At 72.8% G+C, this 25,833-nt stretch carries 24 protein-coding genes and 1 tRNA gene; 13 read left to right on the top strand and 12 right to left on the bottom strand.

The features are described from left to right. Positions 1-135: 135 nt before the first annotated feature. The 3 genes from ACFYML_RS24645 to ACFYML_RS24635 all read right to left on the bottom strand — a co-directional run bounded on the left by ACFYML_RS24645 (position 136) and on the right by ACFYML_RS24635 (position 2,459). A complete protein-coding gene (locus tag ACFYML_RS24645) occupies positions 136-594 on the bottom strand; it encodes a hypothetical protein (RefSeq protein WP_387422881.1) in 459 nt (152 codons plus the stop codon). A 271-nt stretch (positions 595-865) separates the two neighbouring features. Beyond that, positions 866-1,516 (bottom strand): hypothetical protein, encoded by a 651-nt coding sequence (locus ACFYML_RS24640; protein ID WP_387422880.1) that lies wholly within the window; start codon positions 1,514-1,516, stop codon positions 866-868. Between the two features lie 55 nt (positions 1,517-1,571). After that, positions 1,572-2,459, bottom strand: a complete 888-nt coding sequence (locus ACFYML_RS24635) for a LysR family transcriptional regulator (RefSeq protein WP_387422879.1) — start codon at positions 2,457-2,459, stop codon at positions 1,572-1,574. A 70-nt stretch (positions 2,460-2,529) separates the two neighbouring features. On the opposite strand from ACFYML_RS24635, the gene ACFYML_RS24630 reads away from it, so the two are divergent. Next, entirely contained in the window at positions 2,530-3,408 is an 879-nt protein-coding gene (locus tag ACFYML_RS24630) for a dihydrodipicolinate synthase family protein (RefSeq protein WP_387422878.1), read from the top strand. Between the two features lie 168 nt (positions 3,409-3,576). On the opposite strand, the gene ACFYML_RS24625 is transcribed toward ACFYML_RS24630, so the two are convergent. Then, complete coding sequence (locus ACFYML_RS24625) at positions 3,577-4,611, bottom strand: DUF4352 domain-containing protein (protein ID WP_387422877.1); 1,035 nt, start codon at positions 4,609-4,611, stop codon at positions 3,577-3,579. A gap of 75 nt (positions 4,612-4,686) precedes the next feature. Further along, a complete protein-coding gene (locus ACFYML_RS24620; RefSeq protein ID WP_387422875.1) occupies positions 4,687-5,343 on the bottom strand; it encodes a 4'-phosphopantetheinyl transferase in 657 nt (218 codons plus the stop codon). A 189-nt stretch (positions 5,344-5,532) separates the two neighbouring features. Between ACFYML_RS24620 and ACFYML_RS24615 the strand changes: the two genes are divergently transcribed. Beyond that, positions 5,533-5,802, top strand: a complete 270-nt coding sequence (locus ACFYML_RS24615; protein ID WP_357437439.1) for a hypothetical protein — start codon at positions 5,533-5,535, stop codon at positions 5,800-5,802. Between the two features lie 54 nt (positions 5,803-5,856). Here the strand turns inward: ACFYML_RS24615 and ACFYML_RS24610 are convergent, their stop codons facing one another. From ACFYML_RS24610 to ACFYML_RS24600, 3 genes are all read right to left on the bottom strand, one after another. Next, positions 5,857-6,630, bottom strand: a complete 774-nt coding sequence (locus ACFYML_RS24610; protein ID WP_387422874.1) for a peptidase — start codon at positions 6,628-6,630, stop codon at positions 5,857-5,859. Between the two features lie 2 nt (positions 6,631-6,632). After that, a complete protein-coding gene (locus ACFYML_RS24605) occupies positions 6,633-7,910 on the bottom strand; it encodes a VWA domain-containing protein (protein ID WP_387422873.1) in 1,278 nt (425 codons plus the stop codon). 591 nt (positions 7,911-8,501) lie between these two features. Beyond that, positions 8,502-10,211: a dolichyl-phosphate-mannose--protein mannosyltransferase gene (locus ACFYML_RS24600; protein WP_387422872.1), complete on the bottom strand. Its 1,710-nt coding sequence runs from the start codon at positions 10,209-10,211 to the stop codon at positions 8,502-8,504. 92 nt (positions 10,212-10,303) lie between these two features. On the opposite strand from ACFYML_RS24600, the gene rsmI reads away from it, so the two are divergent. Both rsmI and metG read left to right on the top strand, forming a co-directional pair. Further along, complete coding sequence (gene rsmI / locus ACFYML_RS24595) at positions 10,304-11,143, top strand: 16S rRNA (cytidine(1402)-2'-O)-methyltransferase (RefSeq protein WP_387422961.1); 840 nt, start codon at positions 10,304-10,306, stop codon at positions 11,141-11,143. Between the two features lie 65 nt (positions 11,144-11,208). Further along, positions 11,209-13,011 carry a methionine--tRNA ligase gene (metG, locus tag ACFYML_RS24590; RefSeq protein ID WP_387422871.1) on the top strand — a complete coding sequence of 601 codons (1,803 nt, stop codon included), beginning with the start codon at positions 11,209-11,211 and terminating at the stop codon, positions 13,009-13,011. A gap of 60 nt (positions 13,012-13,071) precedes the next feature. Here the strand turns inward: metG and ACFYML_RS24585 are convergent, their stop codons facing one another. Together ACFYML_RS24585 and ACFYML_RS24580 are read right to left on the bottom strand one after the other, a co-directional pair. Next, a complete protein-coding gene (locus ACFYML_RS24585) occupies positions 13,072-13,923 on the bottom strand; it encodes an alpha/beta fold hydrolase (protein WP_387273083.1) in 852 nt (283 codons plus the stop codon). A 58-nt stretch (positions 13,924-13,981) separates the two neighbouring features. Continuing rightward, positions 13,982-15,220: a hypothetical protein gene (locus ACFYML_RS24580; protein ID WP_387422870.1), complete on the bottom strand. Its 1,239-nt coding sequence runs from the start codon at positions 15,218-15,220 to the stop codon at positions 13,982-13,984. Positions 15,221-15,378: 158 nt separating this feature from the next. On the opposite strand from ACFYML_RS24580, the gene ACFYML_RS24575 reads away from it, so the two are divergent. The 6 genes from ACFYML_RS24575 to ACFYML_RS24550 all read left to right on the top strand — a co-directional run bounded on the left by ACFYML_RS24575 (position 15,379) and on the right by ACFYML_RS24550 (position 21,502). Beyond that, on the top strand, positions 15,379-16,287 hold the full coding sequence (locus tag ACFYML_RS24575; protein WP_387422869.1) for a TatD family hydrolase: 909 nt from the start codon (positions 15,379-15,381) through the stop codon (positions 16,285-16,287). Between the two features lie 67 nt (positions 16,288-16,354). Beyond that, entirely contained in the window at positions 16,355-17,224 is an 870-nt protein-coding gene (rsmA, locus tag ACFYML_RS24570) for a 16S rRNA (adenine(1518)-N(6)/adenine(1519)-N(6))-dimethyltransferase RsmA (RefSeq protein WP_387422868.1), read from the top strand. An 84-nt stretch (positions 17,225-17,308) separates the two neighbouring features. Further along, positions 17,309-18,262 (top strand): 4-(cytidine 5'-diphospho)-2-C-methyl-D-erythritol kinase, encoded by a 954-nt coding sequence (locus tag ACFYML_RS24565; protein WP_387422867.1) that lies wholly within the window; start codon positions 17,309-17,311, stop codon positions 18,260-18,262. Between the two features lie 305 nt (positions 18,263-18,567). Then, positions 18,568-20,367 carry an ABC-F family ATP-binding cassette domain-containing protein gene (locus tag ACFYML_RS24560; RefSeq protein ID WP_387422866.1) on the top strand — a complete coding sequence of 600 codons (1,800 nt, stop codon included), beginning with the start codon at positions 18,568-18,570 and terminating at the stop codon, positions 20,365-20,367. A 93-nt stretch (positions 20,368-20,460) separates the two neighbouring features. Further along, the gene (locus ACFYML_RS24555) at positions 20,461-20,916 is read left to right on the top strand and encodes a DUF4383 domain-containing protein (RefSeq protein ID WP_387422865.1); all 456 of its coding nucleotides are present in this window, start codon (positions 20,461-20,463) and stop codon (positions 20,914-20,916) included. Positions 20,917-21,028: 112 nt separating this feature from the next. After that, positions 21,029-21,502 carry a DUF4383 domain-containing protein gene (locus ACFYML_RS24550; protein ID WP_387422864.1) on the top strand — a complete coding sequence of 158 codons (474 nt, stop codon included), beginning with the start codon at positions 21,029-21,031 and terminating at the stop codon, positions 21,500-21,502. A gap of 12 nt (positions 21,503-21,514) precedes the next feature. On the opposite strand, the gene ACFYML_RS24545 is transcribed toward ACFYML_RS24550, so the two are convergent. Next, positions 21,515-22,201 (bottom strand): TetR/AcrR family transcriptional regulator, encoded by a 687-nt coding sequence (locus ACFYML_RS24545; protein WP_073839963.1) that lies wholly within the window; start codon positions 22,199-22,201, stop codon positions 21,515-21,517. A gap of 189 nt (positions 22,202-22,390) precedes the next feature. Then, positions 22,391-23,371, bottom strand: coding sequence for an acyl-CoA desaturase (locus ACFYML_RS24540; RefSeq protein WP_387422863.1), 981 nt, complete (start codon positions 23,369-23,371; stop codon positions 22,391-22,393). 225 nt (positions 23,372-23,596) lie between these two features. Here ACFYML_RS24540 and ACFYML_RS24535 point away from each other — a divergent pair, with 225 nt between their 5' ends. The 3 genes from ACFYML_RS24535 to glmU all read left to right on the top strand — a co-directional run bounded on the left by ACFYML_RS24535 (position 23,597) and on the right by glmU (position 25,786). Next, the gene (locus tag ACFYML_RS24535; protein WP_387422862.1) at positions 23,597-23,851 is read left to right on the top strand and encodes a hypothetical protein; all 255 of its coding nucleotides are present in this window, start codon (positions 23,597-23,599) and stop codon (positions 23,849-23,851) included. Between the two features lie 232 nt (positions 23,852-24,083). Then, a tRNA-Gln gene (locus ACFYML_RS24530) sits at positions 24,084-24,155 on the top strand. Positions 24,156-24,259: 104 nt separating this feature from the next. Next, positions 24,260-25,786 (top strand): bifunctional UDP-N-acetylglucosamine diphosphorylase/glucosamine-1-phosphate N-acetyltransferase GlmU, encoded by a 1,527-nt coding sequence (gene glmU, locus ACFYML_RS24525; protein WP_387422861.1) that lies wholly within the window; start codon positions 24,260-24,262, stop codon positions 25,784-25,786. The last annotated feature ends 47 nt before the right edge of the window (positions 25,787-25,833 follow it).

Raw genomic sequence — 25,833 nt, 5'->3', positions numbered from 1 at the left:
CTGCGGGGGTTGGTGCGTCACCGACCCAGTGTGCTTGCGGACGAAACAATCGGCAGCGGCCGATCGGACATCATCTGCGTTCGCGCTTCGACCGGAGTGGCATGCCAGCCGGCTGCGCGCCGCGGTGGGCCAGACTCAGGCCGGGTGGGCCTGGAGGAACGACTCCGCCGCCGCCCGCATGGCCGCCTCCGACGCCTCCGCGTCGGCATGCGTGACACCCCAGCCGGCGTACAGCTCCAGGAAGCGGTCGCCCACCCGGCGCAGTTCGGGCGACCCGGAGTAGCACGCCTGCCAGTGGATCTCGTGGGCCAGTTCCTCCGGGTCGCCGGCGCCGTCGAGGACGGTCGCCGCCGCTTCCCGCATGCGGTGTAGCCGGGCTCGGCGCCCGTCCGGGACCGGCTCGCCCAGCTCCTCCATCGCCACCCGGAACAGGTCCACCGCCTCACGTGACTCGCCCTTGGACAGGCCGGCCAGCTCCCGCAACGCCGGCGAGTCGGCCCCTTCGCACAGGGCCGTCGCCGCAGCCATCGGCAGCTCGTCACCGACCGCTTCGCCGAGGGCGAGGCGGACGGCCAGGTCTCGAAGGTGGCGCATGGCGGCAAGAGTAGGCAGAGTGGTTCCCCCGCTTCACGGACGGAACCGTGCCGGGAGACTGAGGGGATGCGGGTGAAGCTCGACGGCGGCTGGTCGATCGAGCTGCCGGGCGCCTGGACGGCGAATCGTTCGAAGGGCCCCTTCCCGACCTTGCATGCCCCGGGGCGAACGATGCGGACCGGCGAGCTGGTCTGGCGGTGCACGGATGCCGCCGGCATCATCGCCTCACTCGACCAGGCACTGCTGCCCTACCCCAGTGGGAAATTGCCGGCTAACCACGCCTCCGCGCCGCGGCTGCGGCGGCCCACGCCCGGATGATCGGGTGCGCCTCGGCGCCGTCCGCCAGTTCGGGCTGGAACAGGGTGCCGAGGAAGAACGGGTGTCCCGGCAGCTCCGCCACCCGTACGACCTGGTCTTCGTCGAACCCGGTGAACCGCAGTCCGTGCTCGGTCAACCGCTGCGTCGTCGCCGGGTTCAACCCGTACGAGCAGTGGTACCGCTCCGTGGTCCGTTCCGCTCCCAGCGCCCGTGCGAAGAGAGAGCCCTTGGTCGCGCTGACCACGCATTCGTCGCCGCCGACGGAACACGACAGCGGAACCAGCACCTCCTCCTCCGCCAGGCCGGCCACCTCGGTGGCGAACTCGGTGACCGCCAACTGCATCCCGCCGCAGGTGCCCAGCAGGGGGATGCCGGCCCGGCGGGCGATGCCGGCGGCAGCCGTAATCCCGGTCTCGCTCTGGTAGGGACTGGCGGTCAGCCACACCCCGTCGAAGCCCGCCAGGGACTCGTCGACCCTGGTGGTCGGGATCCAGGTTGCCTCGACGTCCGGCCCGAGCCCGGCGACGGCGCGGGCGACCGGAGCCTGTTCCGCGGCATCGAGCAGGTGATCTCCGACCAGCGCGAGACGAGCGGGGGAAGTCATTCGGCCATCATGCTCGAATCGGACGCACCCCACTGCCCCGCCGGCCGCCTGTTCGTCACGCGTGGCTGACGGCCCGCAGCGCCGCGACGCAGGCAGCCACCGCCGGGTGGCCGCCCGCGCCCCTCCGGTACGCGACCCGGGTACGTCGTTTGATGGCGAGGGGTACGAGGCGGACCTCGGTGGGCGGATGTCCGACGGCGAGCTGGGGCACCAGCCCGACGCCCTGGCCGGCGGCCACCAGGGCGAGCATGGCGGCGAAGTCGTCGGCGTGGTGGCGCACGGTCGGGTGGAAGCCGGCCAGCTCGCAGGCGTGCAGGGCAAGCGAGTGGCACAGCGTTCCCTGGCTACCCACGATCCACTCCGCGTCGCGCACCGAGTGCATCGGGTCGCCGTCCGGGTCGCGGTCCATTCCGGCCGGTAGGGCGAGGAACACCAGCTCGTCGAGGAGCGGCGCCGAGTCCAGCGCCGGGTCCGGCTCGACCGGCACGATGTCGTAGTCGTGCACGAGGGCCACGTCGAGGCGGCGGTCGCGCAGCGCATCGGGCACGGCGACCGGGTCCAGCTCGGTGACCATCAGGTCGAGCGCGGGATGGTCGCGGGCCAGCGCGACCAGGGCCGGCAGCAGCAGAGTACGCACGGCGCTCGGATACGCGCCGATGCGTACCGTGCCGGAGAGCCCGCCGCGGGCGGCAGCGAGGGTGGCGTCGGCCGCCTCGAGAGCGGCGAGGACAACCTCGGTGTGCCGGACCAGCGTCTCTCCGGTCGGGGTGAGGTTGACCCGGCGGCCGGCGCGTTCCAGCAGCTGGACGCCGGCCTCCCGTTGCAGCGTGGCGAGCTGCTGGGAGACGGCCGACGGCGTGTAGGTGTGCGCCTCGGCGACGGCGGCGATCGTGCCGAGCCGGGCCAGGTCACGCAGCAGGCGCAGGCGACGGACGTCGAGCATAAGCTCAGCTTACGTATCCGTTGAGTAACCGGAACTGGTTCTTCACTGTCTGCGGTCGCAGGCTGGAGGCATGAGACCGACGGGACTGTACGTACCGCTGATCACGCCGTTCGACGAGCGAGGCGTCGTCGCCGTCGACGTGCTGACCGCCCTCGCCGACGAGGTGCTGGCAGCCGGGGCCGCCGGCCTAGTCGCCCTGGGCACCACCGGCGAGCCGCACGCGCTCGATGACGCCGAACAGCGTCGCGTGGTCGACGCCGTCGCCGCGGTCTGCCGGGAGCGCCGAGCGGGCCTCCTCGTCGGCGCGCACACCATCGACGCGCTGCGGGCGCTCGCCGAACGGCCCGAGGTCACGGCGGCGCTTTGCCTGGTGCCACCGTTCGTGCGGCCCGGCGAGGAGGCGGTGCTCGCCCACCTCGCCCGGCTGGCCGAGGCGTCGCCGCTGCCGCTGGTCGTCTACCACGTCCCGTACCGCACCGGGCAGCAGCTTTCCGCCGGTGTGCTGCACCGGCTGGCCGGACTGCCCGGGGTGGTGGGGATCAAGCACGCGGTCGGCGGCATCGACGCGGACACCGTCGCCTTCCTCGCCGACTTACCGCCGGGCTGCGCGGTGCTCGGCGGCGAGGACGCGTACATCTCGCCGCTGCTCGCCCTCGGCGGACACGGCGGCATCCTCGCCTCGGCGCACGTCGCCACCGCCGACTACGCCGCGCTGATCGCGGCCTGGCAGGCCGGGGACGTCGCCCGCGCCCGGCCGCTCGGCCACCGGCTCGCCACCCTCTCGGCGGCGCTCTTCGCCGAACCCAACCCGTCGGTGATCAAGGCGGTACTGCACGCCCGAGGACGCATCCCGACGCCGGCGGTCCGTCCGCCGCTGCTGCCGGCGACGCCGGCGGCTATGGCGCGGGCCCTGCGGTGCGTGGACGAGCTGACCGGGGTGCCGGCGTGACCGCGATCGACGGCACCCGCGCTGGTCGGGCCCTGGTGCGCCGGATTGCCGACGAGACGGCGGTCGTGCTCGACGGGCTGGCTCCCGCCCGGCTGGACGTGCCGCGGGAGAACGGCGACGGGGGCCGCTCCCGGGACGGGAAACGGCCCCCGTGCGGGGCGTCGTGGCTCAGGGCTTCCAGGAGCCGGCCGTCTCCAGCCGGTGCTCGTACTCCAGGGTGCCGTTCTTGTCCTTGACGTCGAAGACGAGCTGGCCGGTGCGCTTGCTGCCGCTTGCCAGGTCGTTGCCCGAGCCGAGCAGCTTGCCGCACCCGGAGAGCGCCCCGGCCACGCCGTTCGCCTCGCTGCCGTCGGCGCCGATCCACTTGAAGTAGAACGGGTTGATCGAACCGGTGCCCTTGGTGACCTCGGCGGTCACGTCGGCGATCAGGTACATGCCGTTCTTCGGCCCCGGCATGTACGTCTGGCAGGCCTTGTCCTTGGTCCGGAAGTTGCTGACGGTGATCTCGACCGTGCCGTCGTCGTCGTTGATGATCAGCGTGTCGCCCGGCTTCATGTTGAACGTCTCGCCGTCGGTCTGCCCGGCCTCCGGCGTCGGCTCCGCCCCACGCGTGGGCGCGTCGTAGGACACCGCCGGGGTGGGCAGGCTCTCTACCGCGTCCTGGGCCTTCTTGGCGCCGCTGTAGATCGCGAAGATGCCGCCGCCGCAGCAGAGCAGCAACAGGACCGCCGCGATGATGCCGACGATAATCCAGACGTTCTTATTGGACTGCTTGGCGGGCGGCGCGCCGAACGGCTGGCCGGGCGCCGGCGGGTATGCCCCACCCGCCGGGTACGCCCCGGCCGGCGGGTACGGCGTCCCGGAGCTCGGCGGCTGCGGCGGGTAGGGCGTCCCGGAGGTCGGCGGGTACGGCGGTTGCGGCGTGCCCGCGACCGGCGGGAACGGCGTGGTCGGCGGTTGCGGGGCGGTCGGCGGCGGGTACGGTGCCCCCGGCATCGGCGGTTGCGGTGCCCCGGAGACCGGCGGCTGCGGTGCTCCGGAGACCGGCGGCTGTTGTGCCCACGGGCTGTCCGGCGCGGGCGGGGGCGCGTACGGGTTGTCCGGCACCGGTGGCATCGGCGCGGTGGGGAACGGCTGGGTCGGCGGTTCCGGGGGCTGCTGGTTCGGGTCCTGCGGCCCGAACGGAGGCTGAGGGTGGCTCACCGGTCTCCTTGGCGCCTTCGAAGCTCTTCAGTCGGGAAGACGGTACAAGCCGCCGCCAAGTTGTCCGTCAGGACGTCACCGGGGTCCCAGAACGGCGGCGCTGCGGACCAGTTCGGCGTCCACCGCGAACCGGCCGGTGACCGATGCCGGTGGATCGGTGGCCGGGGCCGCGGCGAGCCGCGCCGGGGCGATCCGGGCGGTGAACGTCCTGGCCTCGGGGTCGATCGTGACCCGGGCGTCGTGGAAGTCCAGCCAGGTCCCGACGACCGGGTGCCAGACCTTGTAGACGGTCTCCTTGATGCTGAACAGCACGGTCGGCCAGGGAACGCCGGCCGGCAGCCGGGCCAGGTCCGCCTCCTCCTCGGGCAGGCAGATCGCCCGGCGTACCCCCGGGTTGAGCTCCCGGTGGCGCTCGGCGTCCATGCCCACCGAGCGGACGTCGGTGGCCCGGGCGGCGGCCGCCGCGCAGTAACCCCGGGTGTGGGTGATGGTGCCGACCACCCCGGCCGGCCACACCGGGGACCGGTCGGGCGCCGACGGGACCGGGGCGGCCGGCAGCCCGAGTCCGGCCAGGGCCCGGCGGGCGCACATCCGGCCGGCGGTGAAGTCCCGGCGCCGGCTCTCCACCGCGTGGTCGCTGAGGCAGGCCGACTCGGCGGGGAGCAGTGTGCCGGACCAGTCCCCGGGGCCGGCCACGGCCACCGCGACCGCCGATGGCAGGAGGTCACGCATCGTTCGCCCCCGATGCGCGTTGGCGCAGGTAGGGAGGGACTTCTGCCCCCTCGGAGAAGTTGACGGCGGCCATCGACGGTGAACGTACCGCAGCGATGTAACGGCGGAGCGTCCCGGGACGCTGTAGGGGAGTTAACGGGGCGGGGAATCTCTCAGGAGCAAATACGTCCACATGGGAAGGAACAGCCGATGACGCCTGGTGCGGAGGCGTCGGGACCGCAGCCGGACGAGCACACGCCGGTGACCCCCGACTGGACCTGCAACTCCTGCGGCGACGACTGGCCGTGCACCACCAAGCGGAGCCGGCTGCTGGCCGAATACCGGGTGGACCGTGCCTCGTTGACCGTCTACCTCGGCTCCTGCCTGGCCGCCGCCACGCGGGACCTGCGGGCCGTGCCGGTGTCGTCGCTTCAGGACCGGTTCATCGGTTGGGTGCCGCGGAGCCCGCGCACCACCTGACCGTCGCCTCCGGTAGCCGCCGCGTTCGGGTCCGCGGCGGCCACCGGCTGCGGGTCAGGGTCGGCGGGGTCGCCGGGTGAGCGCGAAGCCGACCACGCCCGCCACCGCGGCGAGCACGCCACCGGCGGTGGTCCAGACCCAGCGCGAGCCGGCCTCGGGGAGCCAGCCGGTGAGGCTGAGCCCCTCCTCGGCGACCGGCTCGGGTGCCGGCTCGGCGGTGAGCAGCGTCCCGGCCCGGGTGTTGGGCACCAGCGGTGCCGCCAGCTTCCCGTCGTCGCCGGACGCGCCGCCATCGCCGTCGACGCTGACCAGCAGGTCCACGTCGATCGGCAGGCCCAGGTCGGGCTCGGGCAGCTCGGTCACGGAGAGCCGGACGTAGTAGGTGCCCGGCAGCGGGTCGCCGGACCACGGCTCGGCCCAGGGCCGGACCCGGCGCAGCGTGCAGCCGAGGGTGACGCCGGTCGCGGTCGCGTCGGCGGTCGGGGTCTGCGCGCCGGCCGTGCAGGCCTGCCGGCGGCGCAGCCCGTCGAAGACCTCGACGGTCCAGGTGGACGGGCCGGTGCGGCCCTTCGGGAAGGCGACGTTGGCGCCGATCTCGTGGGTCTGCCCGACCTCCGCGCGGAACGACCAGTAGAGGTGGTCGCCGGTCGACGCGCCGACCTGGACCGGCTGGCCGGCGGCGATGGCGGTGGCGGTCAGGAACGAGGTGCCAGCCTTGGTGACCGTGGCAGCACCCGGCGACGGGGTGGGCTCGGCCGAGGCGGCGGCCGGGCTGAGGGTCAGCCCGACGGCGGCCAGCGCCGCCGCGGAGCGGATCAGGGTACGCATCCTCAGTTCTCCCTCCAGGTGGCGACCCACCAGCGGGTGAGCAGCCCGGCGACCAGCCCGGTGACCAGCCCGGCCAGGGTGAGCAGGAGCAGCAGGGCCCAGCCGCGGCCGAGGTCCGGCCCGTCCGGGGCGGGGGACGCGGCGACCACGTCGACGGTCAGCTCCACCGGCATGCCGGGGGTGACCTGGGTGCCGGGGCGGGCGGCGAAGGAGTTGCTGACCACCAGGCACACCGTCTCGGCGGTCTGCGTACCGCTGGGGCTCGGGGTGGGGGTGTCCTCGGCCGCGGACCAGCGCAGGCCGGTGGAGATCACGTCGGTACGCCCGCTGCCGGCATCCACGCCCCGGACGAGTTCCCGTCCGTCCGGGGCGGTGGCCCGCAGCAGTACGCCGTAGTCGGGGTTGACCGGCCGGTCCAGTGCGACGCTGACCGAGGCTCGCAGCTCCTGGCCGGGACGCACCGGCACCCGGTACCAGCGGTGCTCGGAGAACGCCTCCCGGTCGGTGTAGACGCCGGGGCCGAGCAGCGGCGCGTTGGCACACTCGGCCGACCCGCCGACCACCGTCGGGGTGGCGGTGTAGGTATCCCGGGCCCGGTCCACGAGCTGCTTGATCCGGCCGGCCAGCTCGTCCGCGCTCTGTGCCGCCGTGTAGGTGCCGCCGGTCGCGCCGGCGATGCAGAGCAGTTGCCGGCGCACCTTCTCGTCGGGGGCCAGGCCGAGGGTGTCGACGACCAGCTTGGTGCCCTGGGCGGCCAGCTCGCGGGCCACCTCGCAGGGGTCGGGCGGGGCGCACGTGTCCTCGCCGTCGGTGATCAGCACGATCCGGCGGGCGGTGCTGCCGGTCCCGAGGTCCTGTGCGGCGGAGCGGAGCGCCAGCCCGACCGGGGTGAAGCCGGTCGGCCGGAGGGTGGCCACGGCCGCCTTGGCCTGCGTACGGTCCACCGGGCCGACCGGCACGATCTGCTGGGTGTCCAGGCAGCCCTGCTTCTTGTCCTTGCCCCGGTAGGTGGCCCCGAGCACCCGGATGCCGAGCTGGGTCTCGTCCGGCAGCGCGTCCACGACCTCGTTGAACGCCTGCTGGGCGACCGAGATCCGGCTGCGCCCGTCGATGTCGCGGGCCCGCATCGAGCCGCTGACGTCGAGGACCAGCTCGACCTTGGGCGGCTCGGCGGGGGTTTCGGGGGTGTCGTCGCCGGCCCGGGCGGGCGCCGGACCGATCAGCGCGGTCGTCGCCAGCAGTCCGATGAGGACAGCTGCCGATCTGCTCTTGTTGATCACCGGCCGAAGTGTAGTGAGATCCACTTTGGATGATCATCCGGGTGGTGGCACCCGGATGATCATCCAGCTCGTCGTGGGTTGTCGATCATCGCCGGGACATCACCTCCTCCCGTGGCTGGTCGGGCCGGCGCGGCCGGGCATCCGGTGAGACTGGTCGACGACGAATATTTCATCATTCGCATATCCGGACTACAGGTTGTGTAGCGGTTTTAACGGACAAAAAAGGGAGTCCTGGCCTAAAGGCCGTCAACGATGACGAAAACTCCGGAGATCAACACCGGCTGCGGGCCCGCGCGGTCCGGAAAGCGCTCCCCTCGGCGGGTCGGCCGGGCGGGCGCCCCTCGGCCGGGCGCGGAACGAAGCCGTAATGCTCTCGTAAGGTCTTCGCGCCATGCCCGTCGGCGCCACCTGCGGGCGAATCATCCTCGTGGGGGCTCGCCGGTCGGGAATCTGACCGGAGACGACCAGTTGTGCCGCTGATCCGGGGTGGTTAAGCTTCTTCTGCGCGCCCCAATCGCCCGCTTCCCCCGTGGCAGGCGATCGGGGCGCGCTTCTTTGTGTTCTCCAGCCCACCGCCGGTAGCGCCGGGCGTCAGATCCAGCGCCCGTCCAGCCACATCCGGGCCGACCAGTCGGCGTACGTGATCAGGCGGCCCACGAAAACCGGGTAGAAGTAGGCGAAGCAGAGGCCCACCAGCAGCACGTACGCGCCCGCGATGATCCCGCCCACCAGCCGGCGGTCGGCGACGTCCGACCCGCCCGGTGGCGCCCCCGAGCTCGGGGCGGCGGCCGGTGCCGGCGAGACGATCGCGCCCAGTACGTAGGTCACCGCCAGCACCAGGAACGGCAGCGCCGGCGCGGCGTAGAAGGAGAACATCGTCCGGCCGTCCAGCGCGAACCAGAACCAGGGCAGCAGGCCGGCGGCCACGCTCAGCAGGATCGCCCCGGCCCGCCAGTCCCGCCGGGCCAGTCCGAACCAGGCCAGCGCCGCCAGCGCGGGCAGGAACGACCACCAGAGCAGCGGGGTGCCCAGCAGCAGGATCTCACTCGCGCACTGCGGCGCGCCGCAGTTGCCGTCGCCGGACCAGTAGAAGGCCACCGGCCGGCCCAGCAGCAGCCACTGCCACGGCCAGGACTGGTACTTGTGCGGCTCGTCGAGCTGGGTGTGGAAGCCGTACGCGGCCTTGTGGTATTCCCACAGGTTGATCAGCGGCCCGATCACCGGGGTGTCGCTCAGCCCCGGCGTGTTCGGGTAGCGGCTGGCGAGCCGGTAGTAGCCGTCGTCGGTGAACAGCCAGCCCGACCACGTGGCGACGTAGGTGGCCACCATCAGCACCCCGGCCAGCAGCAGCCAGGGCAGCTCGTCCAGCAGGGCGTCCCGCCACGGGTGGCGTACCCCCGCCGAGCGGCGGACGCCGACCTCCCAGAAGATCACCAGCAGCGCGAAGGCCGGCACGAAGTACACGCCGCTCCACTTGACCGCGCAGGCGCAGCCGAGCAGCACCCCGGCGGCCAGCCGCCACCACGGCCAGTTCCGCCAGCCCGACGGCGGCCGGCCGGCCCGCCCCGGTGTCGACGGGTCGAGCCCCGCCTCCAGCGCCCGCGCCCAGCGGCGGCGCCGGGCGTCCCGGTCCAGCACCAGCGCGCCGAACGCGGCCAGCACGAACAGCAGCAGGAAGATGTCGAGCAGCGCGGTGCGGGAGAGCACCAGGTGGAAGCCGTCCAGGGCGAGCAGCAGGCCGGCCGCGCAGCCCAGCGCGGTGGAGCGGAACATCCGCCGGGCGATCCGGACCAGCAGCAGCACCGAGAGGGTGCCGGCGACGGCCGCCGCGATCCGCCAGCCGAACTCGGGGGCGGTGGTGGTCAGGTGCCCCGGCACGGAGATCTTCGTCTCCGCGTCCTGGTAGCCGAAGGCCCACTCACCGAACCCGATCAGCCACTTGCCCAGCGGCGGGTGCACCACATACGACGGGCCGTTGTCCTTGTAGTTCCACTCGACGCCCTTGTCGATCAGCCCGTAGGCGTCCCGGGCGTAGTAGATCTCGTCGAAGATCTTGCCCTTGGGGCCGCTCAGCCCGACAAGGCGCAGGATTGCCGCGATCGCCACCACGACTGCGGTGGCCAGCCAGGCGTGCCCGTCGAGGCGGGCGTCGACGGTGGCGAGCCGCCGCCGGACGACGGCCGGGGCCCCGCCGCCGGTCGCGGCCTCGGCGGCCTGATCGGTGGTCGGCTGACCGGCGGCCGTCCGGTCCGATCCGGCCCGGCCGGCGTCCGCGCTCTGTGCTGTCGAGGCACTCGTCACCCGGCGATCGTAGGCTGCGAAGGTGCCCGGTGGCGCCCGTCGTCCCCGAGATTGGTACGGCTGTCGATGAAGGAGCGCACTCCGTGGGTGAAATGTCCGAGGTCGGACGGGTCGTGCTGCTCGGCGCCCCACTGGGCAACCCGGCCGACGCGTCGGCCCGGTTCCGCGAGGTGCTCGCCACCGCCGACGTGGTCGCCGCCGAGGACACCCGGCGGCTCACCCGGCTGGCCCGGGACCTCGGCGTCACCGTGGCCGGCCGGATCGTCTCCTACTTCGAGGGGAACGAGGAACGGCGTACCCCGGAGCTGGTCGAGGTGCTCGCCGCCGGCTACACCGTCGCGCTGGTGACCGACGGTGGCATGCCCAGCGTCTCCGACCCCGGCTACCGGCTGGTCCGGGCCGCCCTCGATGCCGGCTTCCCGGTCACCGCGGCCCCCGGGCCGAGCGCGGTGACCACCGCACTGGCGCTCTCCGGGCTGCCCTGCGACCGGTTCTGCTTCGAAGGATTCCTGCCCCGTACGCCGGCCGCCCGCCGGTCCCGGTTGCGGGCCCTCGCCGCCGAGGAGCGCACCCTGGTCCTCTTCGAGGCCCCGCACCGGATCGCCCGTGCGCTGGCCGACCTGGCCGCCGCGTTCGGCCCGGACCGGCCGGCCGCGCTCTGCCGCGAGCTGACCAAGACCTACGAGGAGGTGGTCCGCCGGCCGCTGGGCGACCTGGCCGAGTGGGCCGCGGCGGGTGAGCCGCGCGGCGAGATCACCCTGGTCGTGGCGGGTGCGCCGCCGGCCGCTGCGGCCCGGCCCGACGACGACACGCTGCGCGCCGCGGTGGCCGCGCGGGAGGCGGCCGGGCTGTCCCGGCGGGACGCCATCACCGAGGTGGCCGCCGAGTACGGGCTGCGCCGGCGCGAGGTCTACACCGTCGTGCACAGCTGACGGAGCCCGGCGGGGCGGCGGCTCCGCCGGGACCTCGAACCGGCGCCGGGCTAGGCTTGCTGCTCATGAGTCACGTTCTCGCCGCGGTCGCCTGGCCCTACGCCAACGGTCCGCGCCACATCGGCCACGTATCCGGATTCGGCGTTCCCTCCGACGTCTTCGCCCGGTACATGCGAATGGCCGGTCACGACGTGCTCATGGTCTCCGGCACCGACGAGCACGGCACCCCGATCCAGGTGCAGGCCGACGCCGAGGGGGTCACCCCGCGCGAGCTGGCCGACCGGTACAACCGGGTGATCGCCGAGGACCTGCGGGCGCTGGGGCTGTCGTACGACCTGTTCACCCGTACCACCACCCGCAACCACTACGCCGTGGTGCAGGAGCTGTTCCTCGGGCTGCACCGCAACGGCTACATCGTCCCGAAGGTCACCACCGGGGCGATTTCCCCGTCCACCGGCCGCACCCTGCCCGACCGCTACATCGAGGGCACCTGCCCGATCTGCGGCTACGACAGCGCCCGCGGCGACCAGTGCGACAACTGCGGCAACCAGCTCGACCCGATCGACCTGATCAACCCCCGCTCGAAGATCAACGGGGAGACGCCGGAGTTCGTCGAGACCGAGCACTTCTTCCTCGACCTGCCCGCCCTGGCCGACGCGCTGCGCCAGTGGCTGGACACCCGGGATGGCTGGCGCCCCAACGTGCTCCGGTTCTCCCGGAACCTGCTGGACGACCTGCAGCCCCGGGCCATCACCCGGGACCTGGAGTGGGGCGTGCCGATCCCGCTGGACGGCTGGCGCGACCGGGCCGACAAGAGGATCTACGTCTGGTTCGACGCGGTCATCGGCTACCTGTCCGCCTCGATCGAGTGGGCCCGCCGCACCGGCGACCCCGAGGCCTGGCGCAAGTGGTGGTCCGCCGACGCGGAGGGCAAGGACGCCCGTGGCTACTACTTCATGGGCAAGGACAACATCGTCTTCCACTCGGTGATCTGGCCGGCGCTGCTCAGCGGCTACTCCGGCGAGGGGTCGCGCGACGGCGAGCCGGGCGAGCTGGGCCGGCTCAACCTGCCCACCGAGGTGGTCTCCAGCGAATACCTGACCATGGAGGGCCGGAAGTTCTCCTCCTCCCGCAAGGTGGTCATCTACGTCCGGGACTTCCTCGAGCGGTACGACGCCGACGCGCTGCGCTACTTCATCGCGGTCGCCGGCCCGGAGAGCAACGACACCGACTTCACCTGGTCGGAGTTCCTCCGCCGCAACAACGACGAGCTGGTCGCCGGCTGGGGCAACCTGGTCAACCGGTCCGTCTCGATGGCGGCGAAGAACTTCGGGGCGATCCCACCGGTCGACCCGGCCGGCCTCACCGAGGCCGACGAGGCGCTGCTCGCCACCGCCAGGGCCGGCTTCGCCGTCGTCGGTGACCTGATTGCCAAGCACCGGCAGAAGCAGGCCATCGGCGAGGCGATGAAGGTGGTCGCCGAGGCCAACAAGTACCTCTCCGAGCAGGCCCCGTGGAAGCTCAAGGGCGAGGACGACAAGCCCCGCATGGGCACCATCCTGCACGTCGCCCTCCAGGTGGTCAGCGACGCCAACACGCTGCTCACCCCGTTCCTGCCGCACGCCGCCCAGAAGATCCACGAGCTGCTCGGCGGCACCGGCGTGCACGCGCCGATGCCGGTGATCGAGGAGGTGCGGGACCTCGACGGTGGGCCGGCGTACCCGGTGCTGACCGGCGACTACACGGTCGGCGCGCGCTGGGAGTCCGTACCCCTGGCGGTGGGTCGGCCGCTCGCGGCGCCGAAGCCGGTGTTCCGCAAGCTCGACCCGTCCATCGTCGACGAGGAACTGGCCCGCCTCGCCGGCTGAGCCCGACCGACGACCGCGGCCCCGGGGACACCTCCCCGGGGCCGCGGTCGTCCGCGCCGGTCAGGCGCGCGCCATCGACGGCGCGCCGATGAACTCCATGATCGCCTTGTTCACCTCGGCGGCGTTGGTCCACGGGATGCCGTGCGGGGCGCCCCGCAGAGTGATCAACTGGCTGCCCGGCAGCATCGGCTGCAACCGCTGCCCGGTCACCGGATACGGCAGCACCGCGTCCTTGTCGCCCTGCACGATCAGCACCGGCACGTCGATCCGGCCCAGGTCGCCGCGGAAGTCCGTCAGCCAGGCGTCGACCGAGTCGTGGCTGCCCTTCGCCGACGCCCGGGTGCCGATCTCCCAGTGCGCCCGGAACGCCTCCTCGCTGACCGACTTCCCCTTGTTCTCGTCGTAGTTGAAGAAGCTGTTGCAGAACTGGGTCAGGTAGGCGAAGCGGTCGTTGAGGATGGCCTGCTGGAAACCGTCGAAGAGGCTCTTGTCAACACCCTCCGGGTTGTCCGGCGTCTTCATCAGGAACGGCGCCAGCGGGGCCAGCAGCACCGCCCGGTCCACCCGGCTCGACCCGTACGTACCCAGGTAGCGGGTCACCTCGCCGGTGCCCATCGAGTGTCCGACCAGGATCGCGTTGCGCAGGTCGAGCTCCGTCATCAGCACGTCCAGGTCGGCCGCGAAGGTGTCGTAGTCGTACCCTGCGGTCGGTTGGGCGGAACTGCCGAAACCGCGCCGGTCGTAGGTGATCGTCCGGTATCCGGCGTTCAACAGCGGGATGGACACCTTCTCCCAGGTCGCCCCGTTGAACGGGAAACCGTGGATGAGCACGACCGGCTGCCCGGAGCCGTGGTCCTCGTAGTACAGGTCGATGGGCGCGGAGTTCTCCGTGCCGACGGTGATGAAGGGCATCTCGGGTCTCCTGAGCTGGGGAGCATCGGACCCCGGCGGATTCCCGCGCCGACGGCGGTTATGCCGCGCGGTACGGCAGGTCGACCACCCGGTCGTCGGTCACCTCGGTGCCCGGCGCCCAGGCCTCGTAGACGCCCCGCTCGTGGCACTGCGCCCCGGTGGTGGCCACCGCGTCCGGATCCGGCCGGCACAGCCGCAGCCGCAGCCAGCCCGACTCCTCGCGCAGCACCAGGCAGGGCACCCCGCGCCAGGTGGCGTACCGCAGCCGCCGGGCCGCCGACTCCACCGGATAGCGGGCCGCCCGGGTCATCGCCAGGACGCGGAAGCCGCCCGGCTGGTCGGCCACCGCCTCGTACTCGTTGCCGCCGTACGCGCCGACGAGCCGGGTGGAGCGTGGCGCGTCACCGGTCGGCACGTACTCCTGGTCGGGGGAGAGCCCGGGCACCGCCGCGAGCAGGTGCCGCCACTGCCGGCCGACCAGGCGCAGCCAGCCCCGCTGCTCCGCCTGGTAGGTGTAGAGCACCACCTCCACCCCGTCCGCCGGATAGGCGAGCAGGGTGGCGTTCGCCGGCATCGGCAGGTCGGCGAAGTCCCGGGTGACGAACTCCGGGACGAGCTGGCCGTTGCTCGGCACGAAGCCGGTACCCAGCACCGGCGGCCCCAGCCGGTCCCGCGGCGGCAGCGCGGTGAGCCCCTGGTGCGCCGGACCGACCGGCACGTCGAAGTCGGCCGGGTCGGCGGCCCGCCAGCGCAGCGCGTAGGCCACGTCGCCGCCCTCGCCGTCGCCGCGCAGCACCGCCATCCCGGCCGGGGTACGCAGGTGCGCCACGTCGTGCTCCCGGTAGCAGAAGCCGTGCGGCAGCCAACCCCGCACATAGCCGGCGAGCTGGCGGGCGGAGAGCACCTTCACCATCCGGGTGCCCGGCCGGATCACCGCCGAGGCGCGTACCGCGGCGAGCGCCGGGTCACCGGCCGCGGCCGGCTGCTGGCTGAGCTGGTGCAGGTGGGCCCAGCCCTGCGTGCGGTGCACCGGCATCAGCAGCGGCGGGTCCGCGTCCTCGGTCGGCTCGGCCGCCCCGTGCACCGCGCTCACCTCGCTGACGTGCACGAACTTCCGCCACGGGTACGCCACACCCGGCCGGGGCGCCCACTCGAAGCCGGCCACCTCCTCGGCGCTGAACAGCTCGTACGCCGCGCCCCGCGCGATCTCCTCCGCCGGGTGCACCCGGCCCTCGTACGTGACGTGCAGGCCGGTCCGCTCGGAGGCGGCCCCGCCAGCCTGAGGGGTCACACTCATGGCGCCACGATCGCCGCACGGATCGTCCGCTTGCTCCGGTGCCCGATGGTTCGCTCGCTCCGCTCAGTCACGCTGCGACGGTAGGTTCGCGCTGGGTAGCGGAGATGAACACGAGGTGGCGGCCGGGTGGACCCGGCCAGTGTGTGATCCTTTGGTTGATGACCGAGCCAACCGAACAGCTGAGCGAGCGGACCGAGACCCGCAAGCAACGGGCCGCCCGCCGGGCCGGGGAGTTCCCGCCCGCCCCCGAGGCGCTGCCCCGTCCCGTGCTGGACAGCCACACCCACCTCGACATCACCGTCAGCGAGGCCGGCGTACCCGGGGGCGGCCCCGTCGACGACCCGGTCGGCGCGGTCATCGCGGTGGCCGCCGGCGTCGGCGTGGACCGGCTGGTCCAGGTCGGCGTGGACGTCGAGTCGTCCCGCTGGGGCGCCGACGTCGCCGAGCGCTACGGAGCCGTGCTGGCCACCGTCGCGCTGCACCCGAACGAGGCGCCCCGCCTGACCGCCCTGGACGAGGCGCTGCGCGAGATCGAGGCCCTGGCCGCCCGCGACCGGGTACGCGGCGTCGGCGAGACCGGAATGGACTTCTTCCGTACCGGGGACGAAGGGCGGGCCGCCCAGGAGGAGAGCTTCCGCGCGCACATCGCCATCGCCAAGCGGTACGGCAAGGCACTCGTCATCCACGACCGGGACGCGCACGCCGACGTGCTGCGCGTCCTCGACGACGAGGGCGCCCCGGACACGGTGGTGCTGCACTGCTTCTCCGGTGACGCCGACTTCGCCCGCGAGTGTGTCCGCCGGGGCTACCTGCTCAGCTTCGCCGGCACGGTCACCTTCGGCAGTGCCGGCGCGCTGCGCGAGGCCGCCACGGTGACCCCGGTCGACCAGCTGTTGGTGGAGACCGACGCCCCGTACCTGACCCCGATGCCGCACCGGGGGCGGCCGAACGCGTCGTACCTGATCCCGCTGACGGTCCGGTTCCTGGCCGCGACCACCGGGACCGACCTCGACGAGCTCTGCGCCACGATCTCCGCGACCGGCGACCGCGTCTTCGGCCCGTGGTGACCGGAGGGGCCCGTTCTCGACCGGGGCCCCTCCTTGCCACCCGGCCGGGCCGCATACGCTACGGGGCGTGACCGGCCTCCTCGGCCCGGCGGAGATCCGGGAGCTCGCCGCGCGCCTCGGCGTGACGCCGACCAAGAAGCTCGGCCAGAACTTCGTGCACGACCCGAACACCGTCCGCCGGATCGTCACCACCGCCGGGCTCGCCCCGGACGACGTGGCGCTGGAGGTCGGCCCCGGGCTCGGCTCGCTCACCCTGGCCCTGCTCCCGGTCGCCGCACACGTGCACGTCGTGGAGATCGACCCGGCGCTGGCCGCCGCGCTGCCGGAGACCGCCGCCCGGTTCGCCGGCCCGGACGCCGCCCGGCTCACCGTCCACCCCGCCGACGCGCTCCGGATCAGCGCCGCCGACCTGGCGGAACCCGCCCCCACCGCGCTGGTGGCGAACCTGCCGTACAACGTCGCCGTGCCGGTGGTGCTGCACCTGCTCGCCGAACTGCCCACCCTGCGGCACGGCCTGGTGATGGTGCAGAAGGAGGTCGCCGACCGGCTCGTCGCCGGTCCCGGCTCCAAGGTGTACGGCGTCCCGTCGGTCAAGCTCGCCTGGTACGCCCGGGCCCGGGCCGCCGGCAAGGTCCCGCCGAACGTGTTCTGGCCGGTGCCGAACGTCGACTCCGGGCTGGTCGCCTTCACCCGCCGGGAGCCGCCCCGCGCCGACGTCCGCCGGGAGGCGGTATTCGCGGTGGTCGACGCGGCGTTCGCGCAGCGCCGCAAGACCCTGCGCGCCGCCCTGGCCGGCTGGGCCGGCGGCGCCGACCGGGCGGCCGCGGTGCTCACCGCCGCCGGCGTCGACCCGGGCGCCCGGGGCGAGTCGCTGACCGTGGAGCAGTTCGCCGCCATCGCCGCGTCGGCCCCGGCCGTCCCCGCCGTCGCCCAGTAGGCTGGGCGCCGTTGCCCGACCCGCCGAGGAGTTGATCGTGGAGAAGCCGTTCGACATCCGCCTGCGCCCACGGGACATCGCCCCGTGACCGAGGCCTGGCGACCGGACGACGAGGACGGGCAGCGGCGCGGGGCCAGCGGGCCGGTGAAGGTCCGGGTGCCCGCCAAGATCAACCTTCATCTCGGGGTGGGGCCGCTGCGCCGGGACGGCTTCCACGAGCTGAACACCGTCTACCACGCGATCTCGATCCACGACGAGTTGACCGCCCGCCGGGGCGACACGCTCACCCTCACCATGGAGGGCGAGGGCACCGGCGAGCTGGCCCTGGACGACACGAACCTGGTGATCCGGGCCGCCCACGCCCTCGCCGGGTACGCGGGCGTCCCGCCGCACGCCCGGCTGCACCTGCGCAAGCAGATCCCGCTCGCCGGCGGGCTGGCCGGCGGCAGCGCCGACGCGGCCGCCACCCTGGTCGCCTGTGACGCGCTCTGGGGCACCGGGCTGTCCCGCGACGAGTTGGCCGGCATCGCCGCCGACCTCGGCTCGGACGTGCCGTTCCTGATCCACGGCGGCACCGCGCTGGGCACCGGCCGTGGCGAGGCGGTCAGCCCGGTGCTGGCCCGCCCCACGTCGTGGCACTGGGTGGTGGCGATCGCCGAGGGCGGCCTCTCCACCCCCGCCGCCTACCGGGAATTGGACCGGCTGCGCGACGCCGGCAGCGCCGGGGAGCCGCTGGGCAGCACCGACACGCTGCTCGCCGCGCTGCGCCAGCGCGACCCCCGGGTGCTCGCCGCCGCGCTCGGCAACGACCTTCAGGCCGCCGCGCTCACCATGCGCCCCGCGCTCGCCGAGACCCTCAAGGCCGGCGAGGCGGCCGGCGCGCTCGCCGGAATCGTCTCCGGCTCCGGGCCGACCTGCGTCTTCCTCACCGCGAACGAGACCGACGCCGGGCGGATCGCCGCCGAGCTGGCGGCCGCCGGGGTCTGCCGGGAGGCCCGGGTCGCCCACGGCCCGGTGGCCGGCGCCCGCATCGTCTGAGCCTGCCGGACGTCCAACCCGACCTGGCCCGACCTGGCCCGACCCGACCTGGCCAGGTCCGGCCCGCCCGGTCGAGCAAGATCGACTCGGCGTCGCCGATGTGGCGGTGTCCCGGCGGCCCGGACGCCGCCGGGTCGGCGACCTCGTGCGCCGGACCATCCGGCGGCCGGAACAAACCGGGCGGCAGCGGTCGTTGACCCGCGTCGGGGCCTGACGTCCGTCGGGCGGACCCGCGTACCCTGAGGGGCCAGGCGTCCCGAGGTGCCCGCCCGCACCGGGACGCCTTGATCATGAAAGGTGGGAGAGTGGCCAACATCGTCAACCTGGACCGGGTGTCCAAGGGGTACGGCGCTGCCGGGCCGCTGCTCACCGACGTCTCGCTCGGTCTCGACGACGCCGACCGGGTCGGCGTGGTCGGCCTCAACGGGGCCGGCAAATCCACGCTGCTGCGGCTGCTCACCCGCACCGAGGAACCCGACGACGGCCGGGTCACCCACCGTCGCGACCTGCGCGTGTCCTGGCTGCCGCAGAGCCTGAACCTGGCCCCCGAGGCCACCGTCCGGGACGTCGTCCTCGGCACCGCCTGGCTCGGCGAGAGCATGGGCGCCGAGCACGAGTGGGCCGGCGACGCCGGCGTGCGGGCCATCCTCGACGGCCTCGGCATGCCGCACCTCGGCCTCGACGCGCCGGTCGGCCCGATGTCCGGCGGCGAGCGCCGCCGCGTCGCGCTCGCCGCGCTGCTGGTCCGCGACGCCGACCTGCTCATCCTCGACGAGCCCACCAACCACCTCGACGTCGGCGGCGTCGACTGGCTGGCCCGGCACCTGGTCACCCGCAAGGGCGCCCTCGTCGTGGTCACCCACGACCGGTGGTTCCTCGACGCCGTCTGCACCACCACCTGGGAGGTCGCCGACCAGACCGTCCGGGCGTACGAGGGTGGCTTCGCCGCCTGGATCCTCACCCGGGCCGAGCGGCAGCGGGTCGCCGCCGCCACCGAGGCCCGCCGGCAGAACCTGCTCCGCAAGGAGATCGCCTGGCTGCGCCGCGGCGCGCCCGCCCGGACCTCCAAGCCGAAGTTCCGGATCGACGCGGCCAACGCGCTCATCGCCGACGTCCCGCCGCCGCGCGACACCATGTCGCTGCAACGGCTCGCCACCGCCCGGCTCGGCAAGCAGGTGTACGACCTGGACCAGGTCACCCTGCACGCCGGCCCGAAGGAGATCCTGCACGACGCCACCTGGCAGGTCGGCCCCGGCGACCGGATCGCCATCCTCGGCCGCAACGGCGCCGGCAAGACCACCCTGCTGCGGATGCTGGCCGGCGTCACCCGGCCCGACGGCGGGCGCCTCACCACCGGACAGACCGTGCGGCCCGCCTTCCTCTCCCAGGAACTCGCCGAACTCCCCGGCCACCTGCGCGTCCTCGAGGCCGTCGAGGAGGTGGCCCGGCGCGTCCAGTTCGGCGACCGGGAGATCAGCGCCGCCCAGCTCGCCGAGATCTTCGGCTTCGACGACCGCCGGCTCTGGACCCCGGTCAGCGATCTCTCCGGCGGCGAGCGCCGCCGCCTGCAGATGCTCCGCCTGCTCGCCGGGGAACCCAACGTGCTCCTCTTCGACGAGCCCACCAACGACCTGGACACCGACACCCTCGCCGCGCTGGAGGACCTGCTCGACTCCTGGCCCGGCACGATCGTGGTGGCCAGCCACGACCGGTACCTGATCGAGCGGGTCGCCGACGTCGCGTACGGGATGTTCGGCGACGGGCGGCTCGTGCACCTGCCCGGCGGGGTCGACGAGTATCTGGCCCGGGCCGCCGCGGGCAACGGACCGGCCCCCGCCGACCTCACCCCGGCCGGGGCCGCCCCGGCCCGCGAGGGCATGTCGGCCGCCGAGGTGCGCACCGCGAAGAAGGAACTCGGCAAGCTGGAACGGCAGATCGCCAAGCTGGAGCAGAAGGAGGCCGACCTGCTCGACCAGCTCGCCGCGCACGCCACCGACTACGCCCGGGTCGCCGAGCTGGACGCCCAGCTGAAGGAGCTGCGGGCCGAGCGGGAACGCACCGAGGAGGCCTGGCTGACCCTCGCCGAGGAACTGCCGGCCGGCTGACCTCGACACGGGTGGGGGGTGTGCGGCGTCACAGTTCGTCGTGCGGGACAATCACACCCGACCCCTTTTCCGTTCGGTCTTGGAGACGCAGAGATGGCCCACACCCCCGTCAACCACCCCGCGCGGCCGATCTACCGGGCGATCGGCGGGCTCGTTGGTCTGTACTTCGTCGTCTTCGGCGTGCTCGGCGTCATCGTCAGCCTCGGCAACGACTTCCTCGCCCAGGACGACACCACGGTCCTCGGCCAGGGCACCAACCTCGGCTTCTCGCTCGTCTCGATCATCGTCGGCGCCCTGATCCTGCTCGGCACCGTGATCGGCCGGAACCTCGACGTGATCATCAACCAGTGGCTGTCGTACGCCCTGATGGCCCTCGGCCTGGCCGCACTGGCGTTCCTGCGCACCGACGCGAACATCCTCAACTTCAGCGTCGCCACGGTCATCGTGGTGCTGTTCCTCGCTCTGGTGCTGCTGATGGCCGGCATGTACGGCAAGGTCGGCACCGACGAGGAGCGGGAGGCCTTCGAGAAGGCTCGGCTCGTGCTCTGAGCCCATCTGTGGAAAGGCCCGGCTTCGGCCGGGCCTTTTGCGTTTCGGGGACGGGGTCGAACGGCGCGGGTGACAATTGCCGGAAATCGGTCACCTTGGCTGGAGGATCCCCATGCCGCACCTACCGGTGAACCATCCCGCCCGGCCGCTATACCGGGTCCTCTCCGGGGTCATCGGGCTGTACATCCTGGTCTTCGGCGTGTACGGCGTCTTCCTGACCGCGGGTGAGTCGCTCTTCGCCCGCGGCAGCCACTGGGCGCTCGGACTCCGGACCAACCTCGCGTTCTCGATCGTGTCGGTGCTGTTCGGCGCCTTCCTCCTGATCGGGGCGTCCCGCCGCACCAACCTCGGCCACTACATGAACCTGACCGCCGGGGTGGTCTTCCTGGTCACCAGCATCGCGATGATGTCCGTGCTACAGACCACGGCGAACATCCTCAACTTCTCGATGTCGACCGTCATCGTGTCGATGCTGTTCGGGCTGATCCTGCTCGCCACCGGCCTCTATGACAAGATCGGCCCGCCGGAGCACGCCGAGGCGGAGATGCGCCGCCGCCGCCACGCGGTCGCAGAAGGCAACCACTGACCCGCCGCCGGCTCAACCCGGCTTCCGGGACGTGATCAGACCGGGCTTCGCCTCCAGATGCGACAGGCCGTTCCAGGCCAGGTTCACCAGATGCGCCGCCACCGTCTCCTTGCGCGGCTTGCGCACCTCCAACCACCAGCGGCCGGTCAACGCCACCATCCCCACCAGCGCCTGCGAATACAACTCGGCCAGCTTCGGGTCGTACCCGCGGCTGGAGAACTCCGCGCCCAGGATGTGCTCCACCTGATGGGCGACGTCGTTCATCACGCTGCTGAAGTTGCCCGTCGCCGACATCAGCGGCGACTCCCGGACCAGCACCCGGAACCCGCTGGTCTCCTCCTCGATGTACGTCAGCAGCGTCAACGCCGCCTGCTCCAGCAACTCCCGCGGATGCCCCGCGGTCAACGCCGTGGTGATCCGGTCCAGCAGCGAGCGGACCTCCCGGTCCACCACCACCGCGTACAGCCCCTCCTTGCCGCCGAAGTGCTCGTAGACCACCGGCTTGGAGACCTTGGCCCGGGCGGCCACCTCCTCGATCGAGGTGGCGTCGAAACCGCGCTCCGCGAAGATCTGCCGCGCGATCGAGATCAACTGCTCGCGGCGCTGCGTCGCGGACATCCGTACCCGGGAGGACGACTTCGCCGCCGGCACCGCCCGCCGCCGGGCGGCGCCGGCGTCCTTGCCGGGAACCTCGGTCATCTCGTCACCTCGCCGGCGCTCGGTGCCGCCCTGGCGGGGGAGTTGCGCGCTCATGTCGTCCCCCCGCGGACCCGCGGCCCGGCGTCGCGGCCGCTGCGGATCCGGCCGCCGGGCGGGCCGGCCGGTCGGCGGCGCTGAAGGTCGGTCATCCGGCCATCCTGCCAGGCCGCGACGCGCCCGACCGACCGGTTATCGCTCCCGACCCGCCGACCGGGCCCCGATCCGCTCCGGCTCCACCAGCTTCGCCGTGATCCGCTCCGGCTTCGGCCACCGCACCGCCCAGACGACCCCGGCCTTCTCCAGCAGCCAGATCGCCCGCGCGGACGGGTCGAGCTGACCCCGCAGCACCCCGTGCCGAGCGCTGGTCGGATCGGCGTGGTGCAGGTTGTGCCAGCTCTCCCCGAACGACAGCAGCGCCAGCGGCCAGAAGTTCGCCGCCCGGTCACCCTGCCGCACCGCGAACGGGCGCTCCCCGTAGACATGGCAGACCGAGTTGATCGCCCAGGTGACGTGATGCAGCAGCGCGATCCGGACCAGCCCGCCCCAGAAGAGCGCGGTCAACGCGCCCTGCCACGACCAGGTGAGCAGCCCGCCCATCGCCGCCGGCCCGAGCAACGAGACCGCCACCAGCACCGGGAACAGCCGGTCGACGCGGCGGGTGGCCGGATCGGCGAGCAGGTCCGGGGCGAACCGCTCCCGGTTGGACAACTCCCGGTTGAACAGCCAGCCCACGTGCGCGTGGAACAGCCCCCGGGTCAGCCCCCCGACGCTCTCCCCGAACCGCCACGGCGAGTGCGGATCGCCCTCCAGATCGGAGAAGGCGTGGTGCCGGCGGTGGTCGGCCACCCACTGGATGACCTCGCCCTGCACGGCGAACGAACCCGCCACCGCGAGCGCCGTCCGCACCCACGGCTTCGCCTTGAACGAGCCGTGGGTGAAGTAGCGGTGGTAGCCGACGGTGACGCCGAGTCCGGACAGCATGTACCAGAAGCCGGCCACGAGCAGGTCGCTCCAGCCCAGCCAGCCGCCCCAGGCCATCGGCACGGCAGCGAGCAGAGCGAGGAACGGTACGACCACGAAGGCCCACAGGGCGATCAGGATGCCCCGGGACTGGTGGCCCTGGGTCAGCGGCTTGGGTCCGGTCTCCGGGCCGGTCAGGGCGGTCGACATGGCACCTCCCAGCGGAACGGGTTACGCCTACGTCACCGTAACCAGCGGCGGCCTAGATCGCAGTGGACAGTTCCGTCTGTGAATGGACTTCCTTGTCGTACGCACGTTCTAACCTGCGACCGTGACCGATCCGCTCGCCGACGAGGCGCGCCGCCTGCGCGTCGAGGAGCAGCTCTCCGTCCGTGCGATATGCGCCCGCCTGGGCGGGGAGTGCCCACCTACCGGGTGAGCATCCATGAATCGGCCGACGCTGCGGCGGCGGTCCGATGGTGGATGGAGAGACTCGAGCTTCCCGACGACCGCATCAAGCGTTCGACCATCAAACGACACCGGATCGCCACGTTACGGCGGAACACGGGTGACGACTACCACGGCTGTCTGGTGATCAATGTGCCGGGCAGTCGCGAGCTGTACTGGCGGATCGAAGGACTGGTTTCCGGAATCTTCGCCGCCACGCACAACGAGTCGACGAGCGGCTGAAGATCCCCTGCCATTCGGCTGCTTCCAGCGTCCGACGTTGAAGCGGCACGATCCTACGACGGTGCGGACCAACGTCGGTGAGGACTACCGAGGCTGTCTGGTGGTGCGAGTGCCGAGGTCCCGAGAGCTGTATCTCTGGATAGCCGGCGTGGTGGAGGGCCTCGCGGCCGGTCCGCGGCCCGGTGTGGGCAACCTGGCACCGGACACCAGGCGCTAAGCTGTGAACGATCCTTCGGCCGTGGTGTAATTGGCAACACCCGGGTCTTTGGTACCCGTGTTTCAGGTTCGAACCCTGGCGGCCGAGCAGCTTTATGGTGCGGATGCCCCTTGTCGGGGTATTCGACAGCTTCGGACGCGGTCTGGTTAGCATGGCCGCGAGACTGTCGCCGTCCCGACGGGAGCCACGTCGTGTCCCAGCCCCGCCTCCGCACCGTTGTCGTGCTCGCCGCCGGTGAGGGCAAGCGGATGAAGTCGGCCCTGCCCAAGGTGCTGCACCCGCTGCTCGGTCGTACTCTTCTCGGACACGTGCTGGCGGCGGCTGAGCCGCTGCACGCGGATCGCACGGTGGTGGTGGTCGGGCACGGTGCCGAGCAGGTCCGGGCGCACCTGGCCGAGATCGCCCCGGAGACCACCCCGGTGCTCCAGGAGCGGCAGCTCGGCACCGGCCACGCGGTACGCATCGCGCTGGACGCCGTCGCCGAGGCCTCCGGCACGGTCGTGGTCATCAACGGCGACGTGCCGTTGCTGCGGCCGGAGACCGTGGCGGCCCTGGTCGAGGCGCACGAGAGCGCCGGCGCGGCGGCGACCGTCCTCGCCGCCGAGGTGCCCGACCCGACCGGCCTGGGCCGGATCGTGCGGGACGCCGAGGGGCGGTTGGCGCAGATCGTCGAGGAGCGCGACGCCACCGCGGAGCAGCGCGGGCTGCGGGAGATCAACGCCGGCATCTACGCGTTCGACGTGGTGCGGCTGCGGGAGGCGCTGGGCAAGCTCTCCACCGAAAACGACCAGGGCGAGGAGTACCTGACCGACGTCTTCGGGTTGCTGCGGGACGCCGGGGAGCCGGTGGCGGTGCACTGCGCCCCCGACCATGTGGAGACGCTGGGCTGCAACGACCGGGTCGAGCTGGCCGGGCTGCGCCGGCTGCTGCGGGACCGGGTGAACGAGGGCTGGATGCGCACCGGGGTGAGCATCCTCGACCCGCACACCACCTGGATCGACGTGACGGTGACCGTCGAGCGGGACGCGGTGATCGACCAGAACACCCAGCTCCAGGGTGCGACGGTGGTCGAGGCGGGCGCGCTGGTCGGCCCGGACACGACGCTGGTCGACACCACGGTCGGCGCGGGCGCGAGCGTGGTGCGCAGCCACGCGGTGGGTGCCGAGGTCGGCCCGCAGGCCAGCGTCGGGCCGTACGCCTACCTGCGGCCGCAGTCGCGGCTGGCCCGCAAGGCGAAGGTCGGCACGTTCGTGGAGACCAAGAAGGCCACGATCGGCGAGGGCTCCAAGGTGCCGCACCTGTCGTACGTGGGGGACGCGACGATCGGCGAGCACAGCAACATCGGTGCGGCGTCGGTCTTCGTGAACTACGACGGGGTACGCAAGCACCACACGACGATCGGCAGTCATGCGCGTACCGGGGCGGACAACATGTTCGTCGCGCCGGTGCGGGTGGGTGACGGCGCGTACACGGCGGCGGGCTCGGTGATCGTCGCGGACGTGCCGCCGGGCGCGATGGCGGTGGCCCGGGGCCAGCAGCGCAACGTGGAGGGCTGGGTGCTGCGCAAGCGCGCCGGTACGGCGGCCGCGGAGGCGGCGCAGCGGGCCCGCGAGGATGCGTCGGGTACGGCCTCGCCCGCAAGGGAAGGTGAGCCAATCCACGAGGGGCCGGAGACCGTGGGAGGACCGGTTAACGCGGGGGATACTGCAACCGAATAGTCCCCGGCTCCACCGCCGCCGGGAACCACCGACAAACGGGAGCAGAC

Origin of the sequence: Micromonospora sp. NPDC007230, from assembly GCF_042869115.1 — a bacterium.
GTDB lineage: Bacteria > Actinomycetota > Actinomycetes > Mycobacteriales > Micromonosporaceae > Micromonospora.
This window is presented reverse-complemented; position numbering and strand designations above follow the sequence as displayed.